Genomic DNA, 23,325 nt, shown 5'->3' with positions numbered 1-23,325 from the left:
TGCTTTACCATTTAAATACTGCCAGTCTGTTGTTGATGTTCTTTCCAACGATAGCAAAAAGTTTTCCGCGTATTGAGTATTTCTTCATTTCTTCGTTATAATTCGTCTCAGACACAAGGCTCATCCTTGGTTCAAGATCCAGATATTCACGGCCTGACTTTGTTCCCCAGCCGAAAGAAGCATTAGTATGTTTCACGGCATCATGATGGCTACCATTCTTTTCAAGGAACGGAGAATGAAGCTCCGCAAGAAGATATCCATGTTCGAAGCTGTCACAAAGCATGTTGATGCATGTCTTTACCTGGTCTTTGGAAAAGTATTCAAGGACTCCTTCCATAACCACGATGGTCATGTCTCGCTTAGGAAGTTTCCTTGTCCACTCCTCTTTTATATATGTTAGCCTATGCTAACTTAAAATTATAATATTCTCTTTCCCTTCTGTCTATAGGGCATGTCCTTTAGTTTCTGCCGTTACTTCTTATATCCATTCCCTCTCATCCTTGTCTACCAGGCTTAACGCACAGACCAGATACATGAGCAGCCATCCAAAAGACTCGAAACCGGAATCTAGACCTTCAGAAACGTAATTCATGAGCTGCCCTAATATTGAGGTAATCACCGGGCAACAAATAAATGCAGCCTTTTTCACAGGAATCATTTTCTTAAACACCATTCCGATCCAGGCAATTGTAACGAAAACATCGCATACTACAAATCCGATGCCCATGGGAACTGCAATACTTTTCAATACTCTGAACACCATATCAGCAGAAGTTTTCACATCGCCTGTAGCAGCCATTCCTGCATTAAACACAATAGGGAGCATGCATATACCTATGTGGATGAAAGCAAAATAAAGTATTCCGCTCCAGTTTGCAATCTTGAAAAGGCCAAACAGCTTAGAATCATTAAGGTGATATTTCTTTTCCATAACCCTAAGAAGCTTAACAGCCGCCAAAGCAAACAGCGCAGCACACGCAAACCCGAGAATGGACGATACTGCATATCTCCAATCGGGAGCAACGCTCCACTCAACTCCCATATATGCATCCGGAGAACTGGACGTGCTAAATGTACCGTAGCCAAGGAGATAATCTCCTATAATCGCCAATACCATCGAATATACCCCGAACATGATCTTCTGTCTTGATGTAAGATTCTTCATTACCTGCTTCCCTCCCTCATAATACGACCATCATAATCCCTGCCAGTGCAGCTGCAATAATAGGATTGCCGACAATCGTAATCAGCCACTGCACAATCTTCGTCTTTTGGGGGATGTAAGGCCTTAGATCTTCGGTCCCCGGAATCGTCCAGGCTTTTGTATGCTCCACCCAATACCAATCAATAAAGAATCTGTCGAATAGTCCTTCTGCCATTGTCATAGCATATATTTGGAGAAATGGCACTATAAATCCTCTTGCTCCATTGATGCCATAAACTGACCACAGCACAAAAGCAATCATTACAGTAAGCGTGCATAACTTGAATAACTTACCGTTCTTTTCAATCTGTGCCTTTGAGATAAGTCCCATCTCTACGACGCGATCCTGTACATCTTTTTCATATAAAAAAGCTCCCTGTTCTGTTCCATTTGCTATAACAACTACACAGGGGAGAAATAGTATAAAGCAAACCACAATGCACTCTAATATTAGAACCATAGTTACCCCCATATTACCCTCAAACTGTCATTACCATAAATTCATCTATAGCTTTCAGCACAGGTTCTGCGTATTCTTTCCCGCCGAACAGCCACTGCTCATGCTGCATGTTGAACTCTCTGATGTCAGGATCATGGAAGTACTTCTTATAGCGTTCAAGATACTTCTCACCCATTTTGTTGGCATAGATAAAATGAGCTCTTGTATGTTCAACATTGATATCATCCCTAAGATGGGTCAGGAGGTCTGTGTAATACTCATTCTTTATGGACCGGGGATTAAACTTGGAAAAACAGTTCATGAATTTCTCAGCATTTTCATCATCCATTTCAAAGATTTTTTTCAGCTTTTCTTTGGATTTATTCCGTTTCTTTTCACTGCCTGTAAAGCTTGTTAAAAGAGGCACAACAAGCATTGACTGGAGTTTTGCTGATACCGGCCCGCTCTGATCAAGGTCAGGACTGCCAAAGATAGCATGGTCTATATGCACGTTATTCCTCATTACAAGCTGTCCCACAAAACTGGAACCAAGAGAAGATCCAATAGCTCCATCAAGCCTGCCACTATGCTTCTCGATGATATATTTCTCAATTTTCTCAGTTACTGTTATCATATCAGGAAAGATATCATCACTTCCATCGAAACCATCATAGTTTACGCATATGAGATGATATTTATCTGATAGCCTATCGATTACTGTTCCAAAGTTTGTCTGCCAGTCACAGCATGTCCCGGGAAGCAGCATAAGCGTCTTTCCAGACATATTCCCAATCTCTTCAAATTGCATTTTTCATACTCCCCTGTTTTGTAGTATTTCTGATTAAATTCACCATCTTATACCAGCCTTCCTTGGCCTCTTTCACTATTGGGAATGCCGGATAGCAGTGGAACATGCCTTCGCCTACGATCATCTCATAATCCACTCCATATTTTGCCTTGGACATAATATCGTGAATAGCAAATGTTCCGCCCTTCTTAAGGGTCCTTAGTGTTTCAAGAAGAATCGCCTGTCTGTCCTTACTTGGTATGTTGTGATATACATAGTTGCTTGTTACTGCATCAAAGGTTTCATCTGCAAAATCAAGCTTACACGCATCACTTCCAGCCAAACATTATTTCGTTAGTTTTAGCTAACCCATTCTCAAAAGAAAAGCCCGCACTAACCGGGTGTTTTTAATAGATATTTAATATCATGAAAATCATTATCAGTTATCTCAAATGTTAGCATATGCTAACTTCATTTTCAATAGTGCTGCCGTATTTTTTTCTGTCTCATCTCCTATTCTTATTCAGCAGGATCTATTGCCCATTCATCAAGGAACTTCAATATTAGCTTAATGCTGTCCTGTCAATCCCATGCTTTTGCTCATTTTAAGTTACTTCATATAAGCGATGAATCTTTTAAAGCCATAAAAAAACACATGGCACAGTTCTGTTCCAATCAGTAAATATCTGTATCGGTTATTTGTCCTTATCAAACGTGAGAAATCTTATCAACGATAAACCTTGAAAAAGAAGTTAGCATATGCTAACTTCTTTTCGTAAGTATTGCAGGAATCATATTATATTCCCAGAAAGGATGAGACAAGTATGAGTAAAGTTAAAGTTGTTTTTTGGAGCGGAAGTGGAAATACACAGGCAATGGCAGACGCTGTTGCGAATGGCATCAAAAGTGCCGGTGCTGAAGCTGAGGTAACTACATTTAATTCCCTTAGTCCATCGGATGCAGCTAATGAATCAGTGATTGCTTTTGGATGTCCTGCGATGGGGGCAGAAGTACTTGAAGAAGGAACCGTTGAGCCCTTCATGGCTGATTATGAAACAAAGTGTAGCGGTAAGAAAGTTGCCCTTTTTGGTTCCTACGGTTGGGGAGATGGCCAATGGATGAGAGACTGGCAGGACAGACTGGTTGCAGCAGGTGCATCAATTATCGGTGGCGAGGGCGTAATCGCCAACAATGCTCCGGATGATGATGCCATTTCACAATGTGAGGATCTGGGAAGGCAGCTTGCACAGGCTTAAAAACATAGTCAAAAAAAGGTATTGACTCCGTTAGAGGAATCAATACCTTTTTTATCCACCTCGCTCATCTATTTCCACGGTCTTATTTTATCAATCCAACCGTTTTCATTCCAATACTTAAAGTCGGTATATTCGGGATCCTTTTTACCAAGACTCGTCTGCAGCATCCTTGCAGAGGTTCGGATTATTTCTGAAACACGCAGTACATCCCATGCAGAAACCCGGACCATCTTTTGGGAGATAGTATTCCGTGATTTCAGAATCGTCTCTAAACTGCTCTAAAAATATCTCCTTCATTCTGTATGTAACACCGTGCTTTTCAGTTCCGTTTATCACTGTAATCTTCATTTTGTACTTCTCCGCGCTCTCTGTCTGCTCTCATCAACAAGGATTGCTGAAACTTCAGAAAGTTCATACTCTCTCCATCAACTCAATTGCTTCATCCAAAGGCACACAATCCGCAAATCTCTTTGGCCACATCATTTCATTGTAGTACTTGTATGTTGTCTCCCCATCCATGTAGTCATTATCAAAAGTAGAGTTGGTGCCCTTTGGAATGATTACTCTGTAGCCTCTTTCAAACGCTGATTTCACAGAAGCATCAATACAGAAATTTGTCTGAAGTCCAACTATTATCAGCTCTTTATCCTTCTGTTTATCAAGATACTCAACAAACTCTTTATTTCCAAAGCAACTATTTATTTCTTTTACGAATGTCTTTTCTCCAGACTTCGGAGCCACCTGATCAGCTATTTCAAAATCCGCATCGCCGACAGAGAAACCTGTCCCTGGACCATCATCATGCTGAACATAAATAACCTCAACGCTATTCTTCCTTGCAGCATCAATAATACTTTCAACATTCTTTATGAATCCGACAAAATCATATAACCTTTCATCGGTAATTCCTTTTTGTATATCTATAACGATAAGCTTCATTATGTGGCCTCCCTTTGTAAGTTCTACTGAAAGTGAACTAAGTCGCTGCGCGACGGCCTGCCAAGGCTGTGGCGCAGCGTTTCTTTTACCTAAAAAGCAGTAGATAGTGACGCCCTGATGATGTATCGTTTAAGTTACCACACCAAAACCAAACACTACCAAAAGCCACTACTACTGCTATGAAAAGAATATCACCTACAAACAAGCCTTACAAGTATATTCACAGAATTCGTTACCCTCCGTAACCAGTAGTAACCACATTTTTACCACTACATTTACGGAGGTTTTATTATGGATGAATCATTAAAAAGGCAGATTCATGAAGAGTGCAGGATCAGGAATCGATCTGAGGGCACTTGTAAGCAATTTGATAAAAAACGGCGTGAAGCCCAAACAAAAGGGCAGGTTACTCATAAATGTGATCTGCTTTTTTGTTCGGGCTTACACCGTTTGTTTACGAAAGAATATAACTACTTCTACAAACTTGAATGTAGTGATTATAACTCAACAAAGGACTTAATTTCCTTCTCCAGGAGGCGAAATACATTTGCTACTAAATAGCCATCAGCAACAGCATGATTCAGGCGAACAGTTACCGGCATGAATAGTCTGCCGTTTTCTTCTCTGTATTTCCCCCAATTAATAATGGGCGCAAAGAATAAATAGCCATCAGGTAATTCTATATTAAGCGAATCATATGAAAGCCATGATATATAAGATGCATCAAATCAGTTTGGATGATTTGTCATGTCCAAACCATATTCATGAGTCTTCTTTGCCTCTTCAACATCCTGCAATGCGGCTTCGTAAAACTTCTCATAATCAGCATCGTATTCTGTATATACAGGAGTACATGTTTCTGTATCTTCATGAAAAACATACTGTGTAGGATTTATCACATCATAACAAATCAGTTCATTTGTCTGCCAAAGATATCCCATTCTGTAATCTTCGCGTGAATTCAAAACCTTCGAGAGAACATATAGAAAGTTAATGTAAAACTTTGTCCCCTTTTTCTTGGAATATGATACTAAATCAGTGACATCAAGTCTTGCTGTCATAGATGTCGAGCATTTGCAGTCTTCCGAGAAGTGTCGAAATACACCTTTTCTATAGTAAGTCTCTTTGTTAATTATCTTATAGTTCATTTTTCCCCCTACAAAATCCGATTCTTATTTATCAAAAATCGTTTCATCCTGCAGCCGTCTACTTCTATGATATTTTCAAAATGTCCGCTGTTAGCAAGTATTGTCTTTTCGCTGGCAGTATTATCCTCATCGCATACACCCTGCGAACTGATCTTCATTGTCCTTATCTGCTTCCAAAACTTCATTTTTAAACTTTTGAAGTTCGTCTGCAAACTGTTCTATTCCCTGTTCTGACATAAGCTGTTTTGCAGCTTCTATCATATTACATATTTCTGTCAAATCATCCATTGTAGCTAATCTATAGTGCATCAGTCTTAATCTCCTCAAACACTCCCCGTACACAATACAGTAATTGCTTCATATCTTCTCTTCCAATTCTGTCTTCGTAAATGCTAAATGTGACACTTTTTCAAACATATCCGGGCACAGACTCTTTATCTCTTCATCATCCACCAATCTGAATCCTTCATACATAAATCCCGGTGTTGTGGCGCAGGACATAAAACAATACTCACCCTTATCCAGATTCTCTGCCGCAAATATGGCACCTTTGGGTATCACTGCCATGGCATTCTGTCCCTCTCCCGCTCCTATGACGCTCTCACTGACCTTTCCATCCATTATCATGGTTATCTTTAACGCACATCCCTCGTGATGATACCAAATCTCATCACAGTCAATCTGGTGAAAATGTGATATCTCCGCTCCTTCAAGAAGGAAATATATGCTGCCCATAAAAGCTCTTTTCTCATGTTCAAAGGGAGCAGTGTACACTTCTGAAAACCATCCTCCTTCAGGATGCCTTTCCAACGCATATTTTGTTTTGAGCATCTCTATCCTGTCGCCAATCCCCATGTATGCCTCCGTTCATTTATAGTCCGCTGATACTTCCGCAAAAGACCTGTTTCCGTCAATATAGTCTGTATAAGCGGTTTCTGCATCTTTTCCATGAAACACTTTGCAAAGGCCACACATATCACAGTCTGCAATGCATGGAAATCTCTCCTTTATGTACGTTCTGCGCTCTTCAGCCGTAGATTCTTTTATCTCAGGTGCACCTGCCATAAGCCATAAGTCCTCTCAATGAATCTGCCTGTCCTGACGGTATTTCTCCATGTACTCCATGTTTATCTCGCGGATTTCTTTCTTACCATCAATATAGTCCTGATAAATATCCCAGGGGCTTCCCCCGCCAAGCCAGCATGATGAACAGTTCTCGCATCCACCACCACAATCAAGAGAGTTTTTTACTATCTGTTCGCGCTCCTCTCTCGTTGTATCCTTGATCAGAATCGACTTTCTTTCCATTAGCACCACCTTTCTTAGGCCACTGATGCCATCTCCTCATTGATAAGGTCTTCACTTGCAGCCATTGCTTTAAGTGTCATTTCAAGAAGCTCATCATCGTCCATGCCCTGCTCATCGATCATATCTATGTAGCTTACTATGATATTATAATCCGAATCCATAATATTTTAGGGAGAATTCCACGTTTTGGATCATGATTTTTGAATGATTTTTTCAAAATTTTTGGAAAGATTATATTCAGATAATCGACGATGCGGTTATGCCAACACAGCATTTCTCAAAGTGCAGTACAAATACTCACCTTCCATATATGTATCAAAAATAGTATTTGCCTGTGGCTTCATCATAGTATGGAACGAACTGCCCCTTCATTTTGACAGTTTTACCTTTATAATTATCCGGAGAAACCATCATGTTATAAACTTCCGAATAGACCACCGTGCTTGATAATACTGTTAGATCCACATCCACTCCGGAAGCTGCATTTTCTTCACACTCACCATCATTCGGTGATATATTGATTTCATCAGCCTGTGCCTCTTCATAAGTATTATCTGATGATACCATAAGAGAATCCTGACTCTTTTCTGTTTGATTCTCTCTTGTTTTATAGGAATCATTCCCAATTAAATTTCCAATACCATAATATGTCAAAATATTCAGTCAATATACGACTATTCCTATCACTGCAGAAATGCAAATCAATACAATCGGTGATATCCCTGATTTAACTATTTTTCTGGAGCCAAAGTAAACCGCAGCCAGAACAGAGCATACCACGACTGCTCTTAAATCCTGGCATAGTTTTGTCCCCTTAATGACAGTGTTCTGCAAGATCATGCTGATACCCATAGCCAGGATTATTCCCATAATACAGGGTTTTAATCCCCTGAGAACAGCTTTTACATAAGGATTTTTTAACAGTCCCTTCAGCAGGATCATTATGAGTACGATGATTACAAACGCAGGAAGGACAACTGAAATTGTTGCAGTCAGAGCACCGGGAATCCCTGCTGTCATGCTGCCTACATATGTAGCCATATTGACCATAATCGGTCCGGGAGTGCTTTCGCTCACAGCAATCATATAAGCAAGTTTCTCATCATCAAGCCATCCATAGTGCAGGACTACATCCCTTATAAGTGGTATTGCTGCATAAGCTCCGCCAAAAGAAAACAGTCCGACTTTCAGAAATCCGAGGAAGAGATTAATGTATATCATAAGCTTCGTCCCTCCCCGTTTATTTTATTCCTGACACAAAATGCCACAAGGCTGCATAGGCCTGCTGCAATCATTAAAGATATTGATGATATCTTTATGGAAAAAAGATTTACTGCCATCATAATTAGAAAAACAGTTATTAGCACAAACAGCTGAAATGGTTTCTTTGGCATCTTTACTATCATCTTAAGCGCAGCATCCAATATCAGTATGCCTACAGCAATCTTTATTCCTTTAAAAGCGCTGGCTATCCACGCTATTTCAAGAAAACTGTCAAGGAACAGTGAAATCAGATAGATGATAACAAAGGACGGAAGGATTACTCCTACTGTAGCAGAGACTGCTCCCGCCATACCACACTTTTTATATCCCACATAAGTAGCACAGTTTATCGCAATCGGCCCAGGCGTTGATTCAGCAATGACTGTAATATCCATCATCTCATCATGGCTGATCCACTTTTTCTTTTCCACGCAGATGTCCTGTATCAGCGAGATCATGGCATAGCCACCACCAAAAGTAAATAGTCCGATTCTGACAAACGTGCAAAACAGTTCAATGACCACAATGACCTCCGCAGTGATGATCCTCATCATGGTGATTACCACATGTATGTCCTTCTCCGTGATGATTACATTTAACGTCCGGATTATAATCCAGTGCCCCATCAAGGAATGCCTTTACTGCCTCATCTGCACTACCTGATACGCCACCATATAGCTTTATTCCAGCTTCGCCAAGCGCTGCCTGGGCTCCACCGCCAATTCCTCCACAGATAAGTATGTCAACCTTACCGCCCATAAGGAATCCTGCAAGAGCACCATGCCCCTGACCGTTTGTATCTACTATCTCTTCGTTTACAATCTTTCCATCTTCCACGTCATAAACCTTGAACTTCTCTGTATGACCAAAATGCTGAAAGATCTCACCATTATCATATGTTACTGCAATTCTCATATCGTTTTCTCCTTTTACTCTAAGGTTCTTAAAATTCTCACTCTGCAAAATATTAAATCTGACATTGCCGCCTGAGATTGTAAGGCTCCGTCCTTCTACCAGCATCTCAGCTATCTTTTTACGCGCGCTCTCATACATAGCTGTTACAGTTGTCCTGGCAACTCCCATTTCTCTGGCGCACTGTTCCTGAGTCATTCCCTCCTTGTCTAACAAACGGATTGTTTCAAACTCATCGAAGGTTAGCTGTATGGCTTCTCCTTCGATGGTCTCTGACGGACAAAAGCTAAACTGCCTGGGAAGACCCGCTATTTTTCTGCATTTTGTAAACTTAGGCATACCCCATCCTTTCTGACATATGTCAAAATAAATATTATCAGCGATATTGACATATGTCAACAAGTGCTCGAGTGACGAAAAAAGAAGCCCGAACTACGATTTCAGTCCAGGCCGCTTTCACAAAATATATTCAGGCTATTCCAATCTTTAGCCATTTTCCTTTGAAATAATAAATTATAAATACTACTGAACTTACAGACCACGTTAGTGGATAAGCCCAGAATATTACGTTTACGATGGGAATTAGGCGCACAATTATGGTGATATAGGTTATCCTAAGAAGACACCAGCTTGATAACATTACAATCATCGGAACCGTTGTCTTACCCGCTCCTCTGTATATGCCAGCCAGACAGTGACTTAAGGCTAGAAGGCAATAGAAAAGGCTCTCCGTCCTGGCCTGAGTTGTTCCTATTGTAAGAACCTCTGCATCACTTGAAAACATACGAAGTAGTACAGGTGCAAAGGCAAATACTATTACTCCTATGATCTCTGCGCATGAGATTCCAATTGCACTTCCTATTACAGTGCCTTTCTTGACTCTTTTGATTTCTCCTGCCCCAAGGTTCTGACTTACAAATGTAGTAAGGGCCATGCACATACATGTGATTGGTAAAAAGACAAATCCCTCAAGCTTAAAATAACTCCCGCAACCTGCCATAGCTACAGAGCCAAATGCATTGATATTTGACTGTACAACTACGTTTCCGATAGCAATAACGCTATTTTGTATTCCGGTTGGAAAACCTATTTTTAGCTCTTTTCCCAAAGTGGTCTTATCCATCCTTAGCTTACTGATAAAGATCCTGTGAGGTCCATCCACCCTAGTGAGCTTAACAAAAGCAAGAATCGCACTTACAAACTGAGCAATAACTGTCGCAAGAGCTGCTCCTCCGATACCAAATCCCAGAAACTTTACAAAAGAGATATCAAGTATCGTATTAAGAACTGTGCTGACGATCAAGTAGTAAAGAGGTCTCTTGGAATCTCCCATTGCCTGAAAAACGCCACAGCACGCACTATACAATATATTTCCAAGGCCTCCCAGGAAGTAGATCTTGAAATAAAGCACTGAGCGTGGCATTACATCAGCTGGCGTACCCATCCACTTAAGGAGCGTTGGAGTAAAGAAATATCCCCAGACTGTCATTACTATTCCCATGAGAATAGCAAAAGCAATACCTGTATGTGATGCGATAGATACACCTTCATATTCTCCTGCGCCGTATCTTTTGCCGATGATAACGCTATTACCCATAAACAGGCCATTTATAAAGCCTACCATCAAAAATATAAGGCTACCGGTAGTACTAACGGCAGCCAGTGCCTCTTTTCCCAATACATTTCCCACAACAATCGAATCCACAACGTTGTAGAGTTGTTGCAAGAGCTGTCCAAAGAAAAGTGGAATAGCAAACGTTATTAAACTCTTAGTTATTGAGCCTTTAGTCATACCTTTTCCAACCCTTGTATTTGTTGCAAGCTCTTTTAGCGAAAATGGGCATCATTCTTTTCATACCGTCATAGTGGCATTATTCACCATAAGCGTCAGCACAGATACATTGGTGCTGAAAACCACTACTGATTGCAATAATCCAAAACCTTATTATAAAAAGTCTTATCTTCCTCAAATAGCCCATGCCCCAGACCATCAAAAATCATCATTTCACTGTCAGCAATACCAGCCTTTAATTCATAAGGAGCATCATTTCCAACCGTATTATCCCTATTACCTGCCATTATTAAAGTTGGGCATTTTATTTTGGGCAATTCTTCTCTGGCATCAAAGTTCATTATTGCATGAGCATTTATAAGGAATCTGTCGTAGCTTGCAGGCTTAGTAAATCTTGCCAGCATGGGAAGGTATTTCTTGTTCTTTTCATTGAATTCCTTCGTATAAACCTTTTCAGCTGTATCAAGCATAAGATTTGTGTGAGTATCGTTCCTTGCCATATCTATCCATTTTGACACCACGCCTTTAATGGTATCATTAGCATAAGGAGCTGTCACCACAAGAATAAGCTTTTCCACCAGATCAGGATAGTTTGCAGCTAAGAACTGCGAAATCATTCCCCCTTGTGATACCCCCATTACAATAGCTCTGTCTATTCCCAGACTCTTCATTGCCTCAGCCTGATCATCAGCCATTTCTTTTATTGAATAACCTTCCGGAAAATCATTTTTCCTGCTGAACATATAGACTGTGTAGTCTTTGAAGAATCGCTTATAAGACCCCGCTAATAGCCATGCCTTACCATTTACAGTCCACAATCCATCCGATAGCCCCGGCAAAACAACCAGTTTCTTTTCCCCTTCACCGAATGCCACATAATACATATCTGTATTTCCAACTGACACGCATCCATTCTTTAGCATCGTAACTCCTCCTGTACCTTACATTCATTCCAACGGCTTACAGATTGGCAATCCTCTTATGCATACGCCAATCTTGTATTTTCTAACAGCATTATTCTTTCTTGTCCAGCCCCATCATCACGAAACAAATGATAAGAAGCACAGCTGAAAACCATATTGTCCTTTCTCCAAAAGCATCGGAACTGTTCCCTCCGATTCCTGCTCCAAGAGCAAATGCAATAATTACTATCAGGTAATCCCTCGCTTTTACAATATCTCTTTTATCCCTGGTTCTTAGGAAGGAAGAAAAAGCCGTTACACCACTTCTCAGATTACCTATGCACATGGTGCTGGCATAAACATTTCCATGTATCTTTTTAAAAGACTGGACCTGGAGTGCACAAGAAAAAGATATCATGCAGTTGGCAACCATATTAAAAGCCTGCGGAATAAATCCCACTATAAGCATTATGACAGTCTCTGCTAGCACAATGCCCTGTCTCCAGTGAATCTTTTTTGCCGACTTGAATTTAGCCTGTATATTGTCAGAAATAAATACCCCCAGCATAAAAGAGAAAATTGGAAACAAATACATCAACCCTCGCTGCCACTTTCCATCCATGAGATACGTACTCATAAGCACAATATTCCCGGTCTGAGCATTTGCAAAGACATTGTCCCTGACAATATAAGTATATGCATCCTGAAAGCCACCACTAAACGCCAGTATAAGATTCAGAATCAGAGCTTCCGACATCTGCTTTTGCCTTGTAATGTAATTTCTTATACTTACTGAATTACCCACCACGTTCTTCCTCCAAAACAGCCATCTTCATTAAAAGGGTATCCGCTTATTCAGCAGACACCCTTGTCTATAATAATTCATATGATAACGATATGATAGCACAAACGCAAACTCTTACTGATTATACTATAATTTGTTCTACAAACTTTAAACATTTTCTTAGTAAAGGAACGCGAAGGTTCTCAACCTTCCAAATAACAAATCATTTGCAAATCATAAGGTTCGTCATCTGCAATTCTTTTTATGGGACAGTCTGTCAGTTTGCCGCCCATAGCTTTGTAAAATGCAATGGTTTCTTCTGAAGAGCATGCAGAAATATATAACGCCTGAGCTCCTGCTTTTCGGGATTGTTTAATGGTGATGCATAATACCAATTCATATAAATACCCTTGATCTATCAGTTAGATTTGCTGTCTTTCTTCCTTTTTGCAGCCTCTAGTACGCTTGCCAGATTGCCTTCATTAAGCAGCTTCGGATAATTATCATCGATATCCTTAAGAATTACCCGGTTATCCGATTCTGATGTTCTGGTACTGTTATATAGCTCATCCAGGTTATGTGCAGCAAAGATACTATCAAGTAGTTTCTTTGCTTCATCAGGATGGGACAAATTTTCAAATCCTCCATAAAAATCCACGACCGCTTTCTCTATCTGCTCTTTTGCGATATTCTCTGACTTTATGATGCCGACAGCATCTGACATATCATACTTGTACGGTCTCAATGACGCAAGTTTCATTGCTACATCATACTCAGAAGGAAGCATCCTCGCTTCTAGAATATTTGCAAACAGCTTATAATGCTTGGAATACTGCCTGATCTTCTCAGTGTATGAACTTGTTTTTCTGAATTCCTCATTGATCCAACCTGTTGGCAGTCCGTTTTTTTCACCTACGGTATTTATTGCGTCCTTCATTGAAGATGAGGCAAAAATCAAACTATCGATATCCGTTGTAGAAGCCCGGAAGCCATATTTTGACACTATAGCAGCTCCGCCTATAATAACAATTTCTGCAGGTGTGTTCTTTCTATTGATCGTTTTATACTCTTTTGCAAGTTGGAACAGCAGATTGTCTATATTATCTTTCGTAAATAAAACCTTATCCATTTATAATCTCGCATTCTACTATATTAAAATTAAGGAACTCGGGAATTGCGTGATCCAAAGCTTCATGTTGTGCATCTTTTCCCAAAAGCTTTTCTGATAGCTCTGTATCAGCAGGAAAGACCGGCTTTTCCAACTTATACCTCCTGATTTCCTCGTACACAGTACACTTTGGAAGGTCGTTCCGCTTGCTCAGATAATCAAGCATTGCAAGAAGATAAAAAGCTTCTGCTTTCATATCTAATTTCCAGTAATAATCTATCTTTTTCTTTTCCAAAAGGTCGATCACATAATCTATCTCACCCACGCGATTTACCAGATGACATTGCTCACTTCTGAAAAGGTTGAAGGAATGATTCTTATCGCACAGGGTAAGAAGCTCGTCTATTGTTAGGTTAAGAGCATCCGCTATCTTTTTCACAACACCAAGGGCGCAGTTAAGGATATCCACCTTCCCATTAACAATGTTAAAGACCGTAGGATAGGCAACCAAAGCGCTATTCGCCACTTTATATATAGATATACTGTTGTCTTCAAGATATTGCTTAATGTACATATTCGCATCCTCCTTCCACTTTTATTATATACTTAGAATTATATATACGCAAGCGTATATATGCTATCAAAAAAATCCGGGCAATGCGCCCGGATGAATTATTATGCAGATTATACATAGTCTGTGAAGCAAATAACGACCATTTTAAAGGTCATATTTATATACTTACGCAAGTTCAGTTATGTCCTTCTGGTCAACAACAGACTTTCCAAGCCATTTTTTTCTGTACCAATAGCTCATTACAATCAGGCCTCTTATACATTCATCCGTAGCTGTCCCGATATAGATGCCAACAACACCTATACCCAGCATCACTCCCACCAGATAACCGGTTGTAAGACCGAGCCCCCAGTTACATACTAATCCTGCAATAAATGGAAAGATATATGCTCCGGCCGCTTTAAGGCTGCTGACAAAGGTCATGTTAAGGCACCTGCCCATTTCCACAAATATGTCTGCAATCATTATCAGCTGCCCAAGCGCAAGAATGTTCTGATTCTGAGTAAATATCCCCAGAGTATATCTGCACAGGATTACATTGATTATTGCAAGCACTATAGTTATTGGCATGGATACTCTCAGGGTCTTAAACACCCTTTTATATGCCTCATCAGTTTTATCTGCACCTACCAGATGCCCTGTAATTATCTGGGTAGACATTGCACAGGCATTTGAAAAGATCATTACAAAGGATATCAGAGTATTACAATAAACCCTCGCATTTACAGCATCATTTCCCATCATATTTACAAAAGAAAGAAGCGTAGTCTGGTAAAGATTGTAAGTAAGGCTTTCCCCCGCTGACGGCAGTCCAATCTTTATCATTCTTACAAGGAGCTTCCCGGGGAACGGATTAAGATAACGAAGTGATATCCTTCCGGTCTTAGTGATGTAGAAAAATCCGAATAGGGCGATTGCAGCCAAAAGCCTGGCAACAACAGTCGATATGGCCACACCGGCAACGCCCATCTTCAAAAAAGTTAATGGTCCATACAAAAAGAGATAGTTACCGGCTATATTGATAAGGTTGATAGAAAAAGTTACCCACATCCCGATCTTGGTATAGCCGTTGCATCTTAGTATCTGGATCATAACATTAAACACTGCTGAAAGAAATCCGCCACCACCAACTATATAGATGTAGATCATTGAATACGGGCGCATCTGCGGTGACACATTAAGAAAATCCATTATCAATGGGTTTGCAACGCAGAAAGCTACACTAAGCGTAAGTCCGAAGACAAGATTTACCACCACTGCCAGAGTATAGATCATGTTCATCTTCTTATACAGTTTTGCCCCAAGATACTGGGCAGCGACTACATTTGTCGCCATGGCAATAATGCTAAAAAGTATGTTCATCATGAACAGGATGATATTGGCATTGCCAACTGCACCGACCGCATACTCATCGTAATGGCTGAGCATGAGCATATCCACGTTGTTGAGCATGGTATTTAAAAGTAGTTCAAGAAACATTGGCCCTGCCAGCACAAGCAATGGCATTTTTTCATCTATTACAATCGTATTGTTCTTATTCATGGTAAGAATTTCCCGGAAGAAAGATACAGTCTGTACCACTCTTCATGTGTAAGTTCAATTCTGTATCATCAGTAAACTCTACTTCTGCAGCTGATTTACCGACGCTGATGCGATAATCTCCCTTAAAAGCATCTACCATAATACATCCATTTTCATCTGTTTTAGCTGAGGCATCTGTCCACCACTCGTTCTTCACGAGGTCTTTCAGCATCTCATAGGATGGCTTTTTGGAATTATCCAGCCTTATATAACCGCTCGGCGCCTTGAGCCAAGCTCCATCCCTGTAATCCCAGGTCGTAATGGCTTCTACAAGAGGATGTTCAAACAATGTCCTGTACATCTCCTCTATCTCTTTTACCTGCCTTACTTCTCCTTCAGGTGTTGACGGCCACTCATCGACCTGCCAGTCATTCAGGTCTACGATATGTGCAGGCATGATATCTCCGGAAATAAGGGTATTCTCCGTAAAATGGATAGGCAGTCCAAAATGGGAAAACCGTTCCAAAACTTCTTCAAGCTTTTCTATTCCCCAGTATCCCTGATGCTGATGGGACTGGATACCTATCGCACTTATGGGAACCCCTGCATTAAGGCACCCATCGATAAGAATCTCATAGTTTATTGAAGTATTAAAATCATTGAGAAGAAGGACCGCATCAGGATTATCTGCATGGGCTCTGTCAAAGACCTCCTTTATCAGTCCTACTCTTCCCTTCTCCTTGCAGATCCTGGTTATGGCATTATCATATTTGTCAAATATGGGCATGATAACAACCTCATTGATCACATCCCACATATCAATGACCCCCTTGAAACCTTTGACTTCACGGTCTATACGTTCAAGCTGTTTCTTCAAAATGGTCTCATTATCGTATTTCATAAGCCAGTCAGCACAGACAGTATGCCAACAGAGAGGGTGCCCTTTTACAGTCACACCCTTTCCCTTCAGGTACTGTGCGGTCTTCATAAGAGCATCCCTGTTTGGCTTTCCCTCTTCCTTTTCATACTGTCCCCAGTAAAAAGGGAGCGTACCGTAGTTAAAAATCTCCAGCCAGCTGTCTGTTATCTGCTTATGCTCTTCATCGCCATTCATTACATAGGGAATAAAGTCAAAGGCCCCACAGCCAAAGAGGAACTTGTGATTTGTCTGCTGCACTCTTACTTCGGCATTGCTCAATGGGTTTCCCTCTGAATCAGTAAGTCTTATAAGCTTTTTTACTTTTCTGTGTGAAACATCCATAAATCCGGTTCCTTTCTTTCGATAACCTCATCCTGCGTAAATATCCTGTAGCAAGCATCTTCCTATTCCCGTTTCTCGCTTCATTCCGTAGAGGATGAGCCAAATTGCAAATGCCAATAGACAAATGATCGTCACTCCAAAGCTATAGGGCATCCAAACAAACATGAATCTGTAACTGATATGCGAGATTATAGGAATCAGGGTCAGCACAATCAAAATCAATAATCCACCGCATATGCATAATTTCTTTCTTCTGTATTTCAACAGTAATGCGATATACAGAACCAAAAGAATACCCATGACAAACAGAAAATCTTGAAGTTCGTGACCTGACACACATAATCCGATCCTTGCATTCATTCCCATGTGCATCCCATAAATACCGTCTGCTATTTTTGTGGCAATATCTCCTGCTGAAGCAGACAAAACAAAAACTCCAAGATCACGTTCTCTCGAAATGATAATCTGCGTACTGTAATTCGGATTGTTTCCCCCATGGTGCACAGTTTCCGGATACAAATTCCAGCCGGCATAGTAATTGTTCGTGTCTGTTATCGGAAAAGTGTCATAATCAATATTCTCCCTGACATATCTCATCCATTTGACCAGATCAGTAGTATCCGACACAAGGTAACCTGCTGCAGTATTCCCATAATAAGTTGGAGCATCATATTTCCATGTTCCAAAAAAGCCTGATTTATGCCCGGGAAAGATACGCTGCCTGTCAGAGTCGGCAATCCTAAAAAATGACTCATTCATTCCCACATCTTTAAGAACAGTCCCAGTAATATAATCCTCATATTTTTGACCGGTAACCTTCTCGATAATCAGTGCAAGCACATCATAATTGATTGTTGCATACTCATAAGCTTCGCCGGGTGCATGAGCAAGCCTAACATCAGCGATTTTTCTAACAGTCTCCTCTAAGGTTATCTCACCTTCGCTGCCCTCCGGTATAAGCGAGATGGTCCATACCGGAATCCCACTTGAATGATTCATAAGATGCCTTACTGTGACTATAGCATCGGCGCCTTTATACTGTGGTCTGAACCAGTCTATATAGTTTGTGACAGGTGAATCTAAATCAATCGAGCCTTCTCCCTCAAGATTAAGGATTCCAAGCCCTGTGAATGCTTTTGTCGTCGATCCTAATTCAAATAGCGTATGCTCATCTACAGTTTTCCCATCAATGTCACAGTATTCCAGAAATGTGTCTTCATCGCCATCAATTATTCCTACAGAAACACCCCTGTTGTGTGTCATCCTACAAATTCTGTTTATATATTCCTGTTCATTTTGCAGGGTATATTCTTTAGAATCGTAATGCAAAACCAAGAAGATAACCGTCGTAATAACCATAATTATCAGAAGTATTCTTCTTAGTATTATTTTGCTTAGTTTCATAAAACTGATTCCCTTTCGGTTTCTGCTTATCTTTCATGCTCTCTCCACTTCGCATTAAACTGCAATTCAAAGTTTAATCATCGTTGCAAGTTTCTTTCGCACTGTTGATAAGACCGAGAAGGCCAGTTTCCTTAATAAGAGCTATACCCTGGAATTCATCTCCGAGGACAATAAGATTATCGCCTGTTTTTATATCGAAGATTTTTCTTGCTTTGGCAGGAATAACAATCTGACCTTTATCTCCCACTTTGACCATTCCAAAGATATGTTTTCCTTTCGGCGGGATAACACATCCCAGGTTATCCGAATCATTCTTTTCATATGATATAAGGTCGTCCATGGTTACACCAAAGATGTCCGCCAGTTGCTTACACCTCTCTATATCCGGCAGCGAATCTCCGGTCTCATATTTTGAAAGCGTCTGTCTGGATACGCCTATCTTCTCTGCAATTTCCTCCTGTGACAGGTTATTAAGCTTTCTCAATTCCATAAGATTGTCTGCAAAACTCATGGTTTCTTCTCCTTTTTTATTCCCAGAACACACCACCTTATGAAAGGTATGCGGCTCATAATCTCATACAGAAGGTAGGAGCCTGCAAATGCTGCTATTGCAACCAACAGGTATACGATGACAGGGGCAAGGGGCGGACATAATGTATGCAGATACCATCCGCTGACCGCGATCATCAGATAATGGAATACGTAGAGGCCCCATGATTTTTTGCTCATCCACTTTGAGAATGAATTCTCAAAATTGCCCCATTTTTTCATGAAGGCAAGTATACCGAGAGTTCCAAACCATGCGTATACATTGCACATGATTGTATCCAGAACTACGTGATCCGGATAGGGCTGACCTTTATATAAAACCACAAAGGCTATGCAGGATGCGAGGGCAAGGATGCTTAATAACAGCCAGTTTTTGCCAAGTCGATCCATCACTTCGTCATGGGACAGTACAAAGTAGCCGATCAAAAAGCCCAGTCCGTAGATACCGAATCTGTATACCACTATTATCGGTGTGTTAAGTATCTGCGCCGCTCCATATACGGGTATGACAAGAATTATAAGTACCAAAAGATTCGCTTTGCCGCAGATATTATAGAATCTGTCTTTTTCAATCCTTCTGAACAGTACCAGTATCAGGCTGAAGAGCCAAAGCATCTGTATATACCACAGAGGACCTGAGCCGCTGACTGCCATTATCAGGAAAAGGATTGGCCCTGGTAAATTGCCCATGGAATCAAATGCACCGGAAATCAACATGTTGTAGTAGCCAAGAACCCAGCCGAAAACCAGAAGGCCAATTGTTGATGGCACAAGATACTTTCTCGTCCTTACTCTGATGAATTCCTTTTCTGTTCGTTTAAGCAGTTCATAGCGGGCTGACATGCCAGATACCACAAACAGAAGTAACATGAACCAAGGATAAACAATGTACTGATATGTATCCTGAGGCTGATGTTCACTGAAGGGACCGATGATTCCATGCTGTGTAACGCCGTTGAATATGTAGATTACATGATAGATGACAACCAGCACTACTGTTATCCAGCGAATATTATCCAAATACGCCTTCCTCATATTTCTACCACCTTTGCTAAATATTTTAACATTTTTCTTAATCATAAAAAAGTAAGCTGCGCCTGTCTACCAAGCGAAGCTTACATGTAGTGCTGTCTTTTGTTAAATTTGGTTGCGAACTCACAGTTTTCTCAGGAAATAACATTTACATTGAATCCCTTCTTCAGTAGTTTTTTGCCTTCTGCAACTAAGTTCTTTTTTACCCCTACATTATCATTTCATAGACATTACATATATCTGGCATGGATTTGCCTCATCCCAAAGGAGTGGGAATACTTCAAACTCTTTAAAACCACAGCTTATGTAAAAAAGATTAGTTCTGTCATAGTCCTCATACATTCCCATTTTCACAGTCTTGACCTGCATGAACTCATATCCCTTCAATCTGGCAGTTTCTTTTGCCTTTTCTACCAACTGTCGACCAATACCGCTCCTGTGAAAATCCTTTAATACACCCATAACAGCCAGTTCAACAGTAGCCTTTCCTGTTTCTTTTAGGCAGAGAAACCCTACAGCCTCCCCATCTTCCTTCGCCGCAAAAAACGTCCAATTGGCACATCCGGAAATGTATCCCTCTCTGCTTTCTTCTACCGCAAACCAGTCAGTAAGCGCCTCCAGCACTTTCCTTGCGATAGCCTGTTTTTCTTTTGAATCCGTAATCTCAACTATCATTTTTTTATACCCTTTTCATCAATTCTGTGTTTCATCAGGATAATCCCAGAATCCACCGGTATGGAAGTTTTCATTCCCCAGAGGTTTTGCTGTCAGTTTGAAGATTACACAGCCATCCGGACACACAACCGTTTTGGAGTATTCTCCATCGCCACCAACCTTTGTAAGATTGCCACCGCTTCTAACAGCTTCCATCTACGGCAATTCATCTTACCAGATTAATGGTATTACCTTGTGCTTTACTCGTTTCTTATATTCTGAATATCCCTCTAGTCCTTCTTCAAGTACCTGTTCTTCATTACGGATACGTTTAGCGATTATTGGTATGTATACAAGCATGATAACAAAAGAAATAACCGATCCAAGTACAAGAGGCATGGATAAAAACAAAAGAAATGTGCTCATGTACATAGGATGCCTAACGACTCCATAAAGGCCGGTATCTATAACTTTTTGATTTTCCTGCACCTCAACAGTTCTGGAGAGATATGCGTTTTCCCTTAGAACCTCCGCATATAGCACATATCCAAGTAAAAACACTAAAGTTGCGACAAAGACAATCCAATTTGGCAATACAATCCAGCCAAATCGATAATTAAGTCCAGCCACGATAAAAGCGGCAATAAACATCAGCCCACTCAGTACTACGACAGCTTTCTGCTCTGATTGTTCTTCTTTTGCATTTAACCGTTTCTGCAATAGCTCCGGGCTTTTCTTCATCATGACAAATCCCGCAACGATCATAGGGACAAACAAAACTGCCATCAAAAGCCAACCATTCCAATAAGAAAAAGATCCTGCAGGCAAAAACAGAAGAACACCCACCAGAAGCACTCCCGATAACACTTTGGTTATTGCTTGTGCAAACAATTTACCATTCATACAACCTCACCTCTCCTTTATAGTTCATTGATATTTAAGTATAATGTTATTATGCTAAAAAGGAAACTAAGATTCGCTTACTAACTACTCATTTTTCAAGCATTCAAACTGACTACAAGCCTTGAAAGAAACTGTAAGGATAAGAAGAAAGAACTTGAGCCATGCATGCTCAGAAATTTCACGATCTTCTTCCTGAAAAATACATAGACATTTCCCAAAATTACGATAACTTTTTGTCCTTCCATTTTCCTGAATAGTACCTGACAACCGGGATAATGCAGCCACAAGCCCATGAAAAAGGCGTTGAGATCCATATTCCTGTAGCTCCCAGTATTGGAGCTGTTGCATAGGCAAAGATTATCTTTCCTGCAAGCTCCGTCATTCCAGCGACCATGCAGGTATTCACGTCTCCAGCACCCTTAATGACATTCTGATAACTTTGCATGATGGCGCAGATCAGGTATGCCACTCCCACGATTGACAAATATTCCGCCCCTGTGTTCAGGGCCAGTTCATTGGCATCCGCATCAAGGAAAAGACCTACAATCCTAAACCTGAACACATAGGCACATACTGCGATCACCACAGCGCTTGCAAACATGATCACTCTTGCCTGCCTAAGCGCCTGCCTGATCCTGTCAAATTCTCCTATTCCCATATTCTGCCCTGTAAAAACGCAAAGCGCCGCTGCCACAGATAAGATCACCTGAATAGCAAGGGAGTCAATCTTTGAAGCAGCAACATATCCTGCCATTACATCCGAACCAAAGGAGTTTATGAGCCTTTGAACGGATATTCCGCCAAGACAGATCAGACAGGACTGAAATGTAGCAGGAAGAGATGTTGTTATAATAAGCTTTGAGCATTCCAGATTGGGAAAAAAGCTTTCATCACCCTGAAAGCCTAAGAAAGCTCTTTTGCGATATAGCACCCACAGACATACAAAGCCTGATATTATCTGAGAGATCACCGTAGCATAGGCTGCTCCTGACACTCCCATCTTAAACTGCAAAACAAAAAGAAGATCCAGACCAATATTTATAAAAGACGCTGCAATCAGCACGTACAGCGGAGTTTTCGTGTCTCCAACACTTCTAAGAACAGAAGCTCCAAGATTATATAGCACTGTTCCAAAAGAAAAAAGTAATATTATTTTGATATAGGTTGTGGAATAATCCAGAACATTTTCGGGAACCTTCAAAAAAACCAGTATTTTTCTGGAATACACAGAACCTGCCAACGACATGACTATAGCGAATAAAAGCATGATCCATGTCATGGAAATGATCGTCTTTTTTAATTTTTCATAGTTCCTGCTACCATAGCACTGGGAAATAATAAGTCCCCCGCCATTTGCCATTCCTAATGCAATACAGAGGATCAGGTATGTGAGCACTCCTGTAGCCCCAACTCCGGCAAGGACCTCTGCTCCCAGATATCTGGACACAATGACAGTATCTACCAGGGTATACAGCTGTTGAAACACACTGGCTATCAGCATTGGCACAGAAAAAGTTATCAGGGCTTTTAGGATACTGCCCTTCGTCATGTCTTTCATAAACCACTCCGGAAAAGAAATATTTCT

31 protein-coding genes and 2 pseudogenes are annotated in these 23,325 nt (G+C 40.7%); 2 read left to right on the top strand and 31 right to left on the bottom strand.

Going from position 1 to position 23,325, the window contains the following annotated elements:
* Positions 1–4: 4 nt before the first annotated feature.
* From BO18_RS30835 to BO18_RS30815, 5 genes are all read right to left on the bottom strand, one after another.
* Positions 5–352, bottom strand: a complete 348-nt coding sequence (locus BO18_RS30835) for a hypothetical protein (protein WP_185752649.1) — start codon at positions 350–352, stop codon at positions 5–7.
* Between the two features lie 126 nt (positions 353–478).
* On the bottom strand, positions 479–1,165 hold the full coding sequence (locus BO18_RS30830) for a DUF6796 family protein (RefSeq protein ID WP_034452759.1): 687 nt from the start codon (positions 1,163–1,165) through the stop codon (positions 479–481).
* Positions 1,166–1,181: 16 nt separating this feature from the next.
* Positions 1,182–1,664, bottom strand: coding sequence for a hypothetical protein (locus tag BO18_RS30825; protein WP_242856635.1), 483 nt, complete (start codon positions 1,662–1,664; stop codon positions 1,182–1,184).
* 19 nt (positions 1,665–1,683) lie between these two features.
* On the bottom strand, positions 1,684–2,427 hold the full coding sequence (locus BO18_RS30820) for an alpha/beta fold hydrolase (RefSeq protein ID WP_242856634.1): 744 nt from the start codon (positions 2,425–2,427) through the stop codon (positions 1,684–1,686).
* Positions 2,428–2,440: 13 nt separating this feature from the next.
* Positions 2,441–2,773 (bottom strand): methyltransferase domain-containing protein, encoded by a 333-nt coding sequence (locus BO18_RS30815; protein WP_034452752.1) that lies wholly within the window; start codon positions 2,771–2,773, stop codon positions 2,441–2,443.
* 481 nt (positions 2,774–3,254) lie between these two features.
* Between BO18_RS30815 and BO18_RS30810 the strand changes: the two genes are divergently transcribed.
* Positions 3,255–3,686, top strand: a complete 432-nt coding sequence (locus BO18_RS30810) for a flavodoxin (RefSeq protein WP_034452751.1) — start codon at positions 3,255–3,257, stop codon at positions 3,684–3,686.
* Between the two features lie 144 nt (positions 3,687–3,830).
* Here the strand turns inward: BO18_RS30810 and BO18_RS30805 are convergent, their stop codons facing one another.
* Both BO18_RS30805 and BO18_RS30800 read right to left on the bottom strand, forming a co-directional pair.
* A complete protein-coding gene (locus BO18_RS30805) occupies positions 3,831–4,034 on the bottom strand; it encodes a hypothetical protein (RefSeq protein WP_034452749.1) in 204 nt (67 codons plus the stop codon).
* Positions 4,035–4,097: 63 nt separating this feature from the next.
* The gene (locus BO18_RS30800; protein ID WP_034452748.1) at positions 4,098–4,625 is read right to left on the bottom strand and encodes a cysteine hydrolase family protein; all 528 of its coding nucleotides are present in this window, start codon (positions 4,623–4,625) and stop codon (positions 4,098–4,100) included.
* 291 nt (positions 4,626–4,916) lie between these two features.
* Here BO18_RS30800 and BO18_RS35295 point away from each other — a divergent pair, with 291 nt between their 5' ends.
* On the top strand, positions 4,917–5,186 hold the full coding sequence (locus tag BO18_RS35295) for a hypothetical protein (RefSeq protein ID WP_185752654.1): 270 nt from the start codon (positions 4,917–4,919) through the stop codon (positions 5,184–5,186).
* Here BO18_RS35295 and BO18_RS30795 read toward each other — a convergent pair.
* From BO18_RS30795 to BO18_RS30685, 24 genes and pseudogenes are all read right to left on the bottom strand, one after another.
* Positions 5,123–5,773 (bottom strand): annotated as a pseudogene (locus BO18_RS30795) (CatA-like O-acetyltransferase, family 3). The gene BO18_RS35295 and the pseudogene BO18_RS30795 sit on opposite strands and share 64 nt — an antisense overlap.
* A 126-nt stretch (positions 5,774–5,899) precedes the next feature.
* Positions 5,900–6,082, bottom strand: a complete 183-nt coding sequence (locus BO18_RS30790) for a hypothetical protein (protein WP_034452746.1) — start codon at positions 6,080–6,082, stop codon at positions 5,900–5,902.
* A 48-nt stretch (positions 6,083–6,130) separates the two neighbouring features.
* Entirely contained in the window at positions 6,131–6,628 is a 498-nt protein-coding gene (locus BO18_RS30785) for a cupin domain-containing protein (protein WP_051689338.1), read from the bottom strand.
* Positions 6,629–6,640: 12 nt separating this feature from the next.
* Positions 6,641–6,838 (bottom strand): hypothetical protein, encoded by a 198-nt coding sequence (locus tag BO18_RS30780; protein ID WP_034452744.1) that lies wholly within the window; start codon positions 6,836–6,838, stop codon positions 6,641–6,643.
* A 15-nt stretch (positions 6,839–6,853) separates the two neighbouring features.
* Positions 6,854–7,081, bottom strand: a complete 228-nt coding sequence (locus BO18_RS30775; protein WP_022763541.1) for a hypothetical protein — start codon at positions 7,079–7,081, stop codon at positions 6,854–6,856.
* Between the two features lie 14 nt (positions 7,082–7,095).
* Positions 7,096–7,242, bottom strand: coding sequence for a hypothetical protein (locus tag BO18_RS35290; RefSeq protein ID WP_185752648.1), 147 nt, complete (start codon positions 7,240–7,242; stop codon positions 7,096–7,098).
* A gap of 154 nt (positions 7,243–7,396) precedes the next feature.
* Positions 7,397–7,648 carry a hypothetical protein gene (locus tag BO18_RS30770; protein WP_034452742.1) on the bottom strand — a complete coding sequence of 84 codons (252 nt, stop codon included), beginning with the start codon at positions 7,646–7,648 and terminating at the stop codon, positions 7,397–7,399.
* Positions 7,649–7,744: 96 nt separating this feature from the next.
* Entirely contained in the window at positions 7,745–8,302 is a 558-nt protein-coding gene (locus BO18_RS30765) for a chromate transporter (RefSeq protein WP_034452741.1), read from the bottom strand.
* A complete protein-coding gene (locus BO18_RS30760; protein ID WP_242856633.1) occupies positions 8,299–8,868 on the bottom strand; it encodes a chromate transporter in 570 nt (189 codons plus the stop codon). The genes BO18_RS30765 and BO18_RS30760 overlap by 4 nt, the downstream gene beginning before the upstream one ends.
* Positions 8,858–9,595, bottom strand: a complete 738-nt coding sequence (locus BO18_RS30755; protein ID WP_034452738.1) for a NifB/NifX family molybdenum-iron cluster-binding protein — start codon at positions 9,593–9,595, stop codon at positions 8,858–8,860. The genes BO18_RS30760 and BO18_RS30755 overlap by 11 nt, the downstream gene beginning before the upstream one ends.
* Before the next feature lie 130 nt (positions 9,596–9,725).
* Positions 9,726–11,048, bottom strand: a complete 1,323-nt coding sequence (locus BO18_RS30750; RefSeq protein ID WP_034452737.1) for an MATE family efflux transporter — start codon at positions 11,046–11,048, stop codon at positions 9,726–9,728.
* Between the two features lie 125 nt (positions 11,049–11,173).
* A complete protein-coding gene (locus BO18_RS30745; RefSeq protein ID WP_034452735.1) occupies positions 11,174–11,971 on the bottom strand; it encodes an alpha/beta fold hydrolase in 798 nt (265 codons plus the stop codon).
* A gap of 91 nt (positions 11,972–12,062) precedes the next feature.
* A complete protein-coding gene (locus BO18_RS30740) occupies positions 12,063–12,755 on the bottom strand; it encodes a YoaK family protein (RefSeq protein WP_330379697.1) in 693 nt (230 codons plus the stop codon).
* A 397-nt stretch (positions 12,756–13,152) separates the two neighbouring features.
* The gene (locus BO18_RS30735) at positions 13,153–13,863 is read right to left on the bottom strand and encodes a DUF6036 family nucleotidyltransferase (RefSeq protein ID WP_034452734.1); all 711 of its coding nucleotides are present in this window, start codon (positions 13,861–13,863) and stop codon (positions 13,153–13,155) included.
* A complete protein-coding gene (locus tag BO18_RS30730) occupies positions 13,856–14,416 on the bottom strand; it encodes a helix-turn-helix domain-containing protein (protein WP_034452733.1) in 561 nt (186 codons plus the stop codon). The genes BO18_RS30735 and BO18_RS30730 overlap by 8 nt, the downstream gene beginning before the upstream one ends.
* Before the next feature lie 165 nt (positions 14,417–14,581).
* Complete coding sequence (locus BO18_RS30725; RefSeq protein ID WP_034452732.1) at positions 14,582–15,958, bottom strand: MATE family efflux transporter; 1,377 nt, start codon at positions 15,956–15,958, stop codon at positions 14,582–14,584.
* The gene (locus BO18_RS30720; RefSeq protein ID WP_051689337.1) at positions 15,951–17,198 is read right to left on the bottom strand and encodes an endo-1,4-beta-xylanase; all 1,248 of its coding nucleotides are present in this window, start codon (positions 17,196–17,198) and stop codon (positions 15,951–15,953) included. Before BO18_RS30720 ends, BO18_RS30725 begins: the two co-directional genes overlap by 8 nt.
* 27 nt (positions 17,199–17,225) lie before the next feature.
* Positions 17,226–18,602 (bottom strand): serine hydrolase domain-containing protein, encoded by a 1,377-nt coding sequence (locus tag BO18_RS30715; RefSeq protein WP_034452731.1) that lies wholly within the window; start codon positions 18,600–18,602, stop codon positions 17,226–17,228.
* Between the two features lie 73 nt (positions 18,603–18,675).
* Positions 18,676–19,113 carry a helix-turn-helix domain-containing protein gene (locus BO18_RS30710; protein ID WP_034452729.1) on the bottom strand — a complete coding sequence of 146 codons (438 nt, stop codon included), beginning with the start codon at positions 19,111–19,113 and terminating at the stop codon, positions 18,676–18,678.
* Entirely contained in the window at positions 19,110–20,186 is a 1,077-nt protein-coding gene (locus BO18_RS30705; RefSeq protein ID WP_034452728.1) for an acyltransferase family protein, read from the bottom strand. Before BO18_RS30705 ends, BO18_RS30710 begins: the two co-directional genes overlap by 4 nt.
* 213 nt (positions 20,187–20,399) lie before the next feature.
* On the bottom strand, positions 20,400–20,858 hold the full coding sequence (locus BO18_RS30700; protein WP_034452727.1) for a GNAT family N-acetyltransferase: 459 nt from the start codon (positions 20,856–20,858) through the stop codon (positions 20,400–20,402).
* Positions 20,859–20,876: 18 nt separating this feature from the next.
* A pseudogene (locus BO18_RS36390) lies at positions 20,877–21,053 on the bottom strand (TIGR04076 family protein); the annotation flags it as partial.
* A 15-nt stretch (positions 21,054–21,068) separates the two neighbouring features.
* Positions 21,069–21,740 carry a methyltransferase family protein gene (locus tag BO18_RS36685; RefSeq protein ID WP_034452726.1) on the bottom strand — a complete coding sequence of 224 codons (672 nt, stop codon included), beginning with the start codon at positions 21,738–21,740 and terminating at the stop codon, positions 21,069–21,071.
* Between the two features lie 220 nt (positions 21,741–21,960).
* Positions 21,961–23,298 (bottom strand): MATE family efflux transporter, encoded by a 1,338-nt coding sequence (locus tag BO18_RS30685; RefSeq protein ID WP_034452725.1) that lies wholly within the window; start codon positions 23,296–23,298, stop codon positions 21,961–21,963.
* Positions 23,299–23,325: the final 27 nt, after the last annotated feature.

Source organism: Butyrivibrio sp. AE2032 (assembly GCF_000702965.1).
This window is presented reverse-complemented; position numbering and strand designations above follow the sequence as displayed.

What these genes read in the sequence shown, in the direction of transcription:
- BO18_RS30835 (WP_185752649.1), bottom strand. Translation starts at nt 352, where the DNA reads ATGACCATCGTGGTTATGGAAGGAGTCCTTGAATACTTTTCCAAAGAC.
- BO18_RS30830 (WP_034452759.1), bottom strand. Translation starts at nt 1,165, where the DNA reads ATGAAGAATCTTACATCAAGACAGAAGATCATGTTCGGGGTATATTCG.
- BO18_RS30825 (WP_242856635.1), bottom strand. Translation starts at nt 1,664, where the DNA reads ATGGTTCTAATATTAGAGTGCATTGTGGTTTGCTTTATACTATTTCTC.
- BO18_RS30820 (WP_242856634.1), bottom strand. Translation starts at nt 2,427, where the DNA reads ATGTCTGGAAAGACGCTTATGCTGCTTCCCGGGACATGCTGTGACTGG.
- BO18_RS30810 (WP_034452751.1), top strand. Translation starts at nt 3,255, where the DNA reads ATGAGTAAAGTTAAAGTTGTTTTTTGGAGCGGAAGTGGAAATACACAG.
- BO18_RS30805 (WP_034452749.1), bottom strand. Translation starts at nt 4,034, where the DNA reads ATGAAGATTACAGTGATAAACGGAACTGAAAAGCACGGTGTTACATAC.
- BO18_RS30800 (WP_034452748.1), bottom strand. Translation starts at nt 4,625, where the DNA reads ATGAAGCTTATCGTTATAGATATACAAAAAGGAATTACCGATGAAAGG.
- BO18_RS35295 (WP_185752654.1), top strand. Translation starts at nt 4,917, where the DNA reads ATGGATGAATCATTAAAAAGGCAGATTCATGAAGAGTGCAGGATCAGG.
- BO18_RS30790 (WP_034452746.1), bottom strand. Translation starts at nt 6,082, where the DNA reads ATGCACTATAGATTAGCTACAATGGATGATTTGACAGAAATATGTAAT.
- BO18_RS30785 (WP_051689338.1), bottom strand. Translation starts at nt 6,628, where the DNA reads ATGGGGATTGGCGACAGGATAGAGATGCTCAAAACAAAATATGCGTTG.
- BO18_RS30780 (WP_034452744.1), bottom strand. Translation starts at nt 6,838, where the DNA reads ATGGCAGGTGCACCTGAGATAAAAGAATCTACGGCTGAAGAGCGCAGA.
- BO18_RS30775 (WP_022763541.1), bottom strand. Translation starts at nt 7,081, where the DNA reads ATGGAAAGAAAGTCGATTCTGATCAAGGATACAACGAGAGAGGAGCGC.
- BO18_RS35290 (WP_185752648.1), bottom strand. Translation starts at nt 7,242, where the DNA reads ATGGATTCGGATTATAATATCATAGTAAGCTACATAGATATGATCGAT.
- BO18_RS30770 (WP_034452742.1), bottom strand. Translation starts at nt 7,648, where the DNA reads ATGGTATCATCAGATAATACTTATGAAGAGGCACAGGCTGATGAAATC.
- BO18_RS30765 (WP_034452741.1), bottom strand. Translation starts at nt 8,302, where the DNA reads ATGATATACATTAATCTCTTCCTCGGATTTCTGAAAGTCGGACTGTTT.
- BO18_RS30755 (WP_034452738.1), bottom strand. Translation starts at nt 9,595, where the DNA reads ATGCCTAAGTTTACAAAATGCAGAAAAATAGCGGGTCTTCCCAGGCAG.
- BO18_RS30750 (WP_034452737.1), bottom strand. Translation starts at nt 11,048, where the DNA reads ATGACTAAAGGCTCAATAACTAAGAGTTTAATAACGTTTGCTATTCCA.
- BO18_RS30745 (WP_034452735.1), bottom strand. Translation starts at nt 11,971, where the DNA reads ATGCTAAAGAATGGATGCGTGTCAGTTGGAAATACAGATATGTATTAT.
- BO18_RS30735 (WP_034452734.1), bottom strand. Translation starts at nt 13,863, where the DNA reads ATGGATAAGGTTTTATTTACGAAAGATAATATAGACAATCTGCTGTTC.
- BO18_RS30730 (WP_034452733.1), bottom strand. Translation starts at nt 14,416, where the DNA reads ATGTACATTAAGCAATATCTTGAAGACAACAGTATATCTATATATAAA.
- BO18_RS30725 (WP_034452732.1), bottom strand. Translation starts at nt 15,958, where the DNA reads ATGAATAAGAACAATACGATTGTAATAGATGAAAAAATGCCATTGCTT.
- BO18_RS30720 (WP_051689337.1), bottom strand. Translation starts at nt 17,198, where the DNA reads ATGGATGTTTCACACAGAAAAGTAAAAAAGCTTATAAGACTTACTGAT.
- BO18_RS30715 (WP_034452731.1), bottom strand. Translation starts at nt 18,602, where the DNA reads ATGAAACTAAGCAAAATAATACTAAGAAGAATACTTCTGATAATTATG.
- BO18_RS30710 (WP_034452729.1), bottom strand. Translation starts at nt 19,113, where the DNA reads ATGAGTTTTGCAGACAATCTTATGGAATTGAGAAAGCTTAATAACCTG.
- BO18_RS30705 (WP_034452728.1), bottom strand. Translation starts at nt 20,186, where the DNA reads ATGAGGAAGGCGTATTTGGATAATATTCGCTGGATAACAGTAGTGCTG.
- BO18_RS30700 (WP_034452727.1), bottom strand. Translation starts at nt 20,858, where the DNA reads ATGATAGTTGAGATTACGGATTCAAAAGAAAAACAGGCTATCGCAAGG.
- BO18_RS36685 (WP_034452726.1), bottom strand. Translation starts at nt 21,740, where the DNA reads ATGAATGGTAAATTGTTTGCACAAGCAATAACCAAAGTGTTATCGGGA.
- BO18_RS30685 (WP_034452725.1), bottom strand. Translation starts at nt 23,298, where the DNA reads ATGAAAGACATGACGAAGGGCAGTATCCTAAAAGCCCTGATAACTTTT.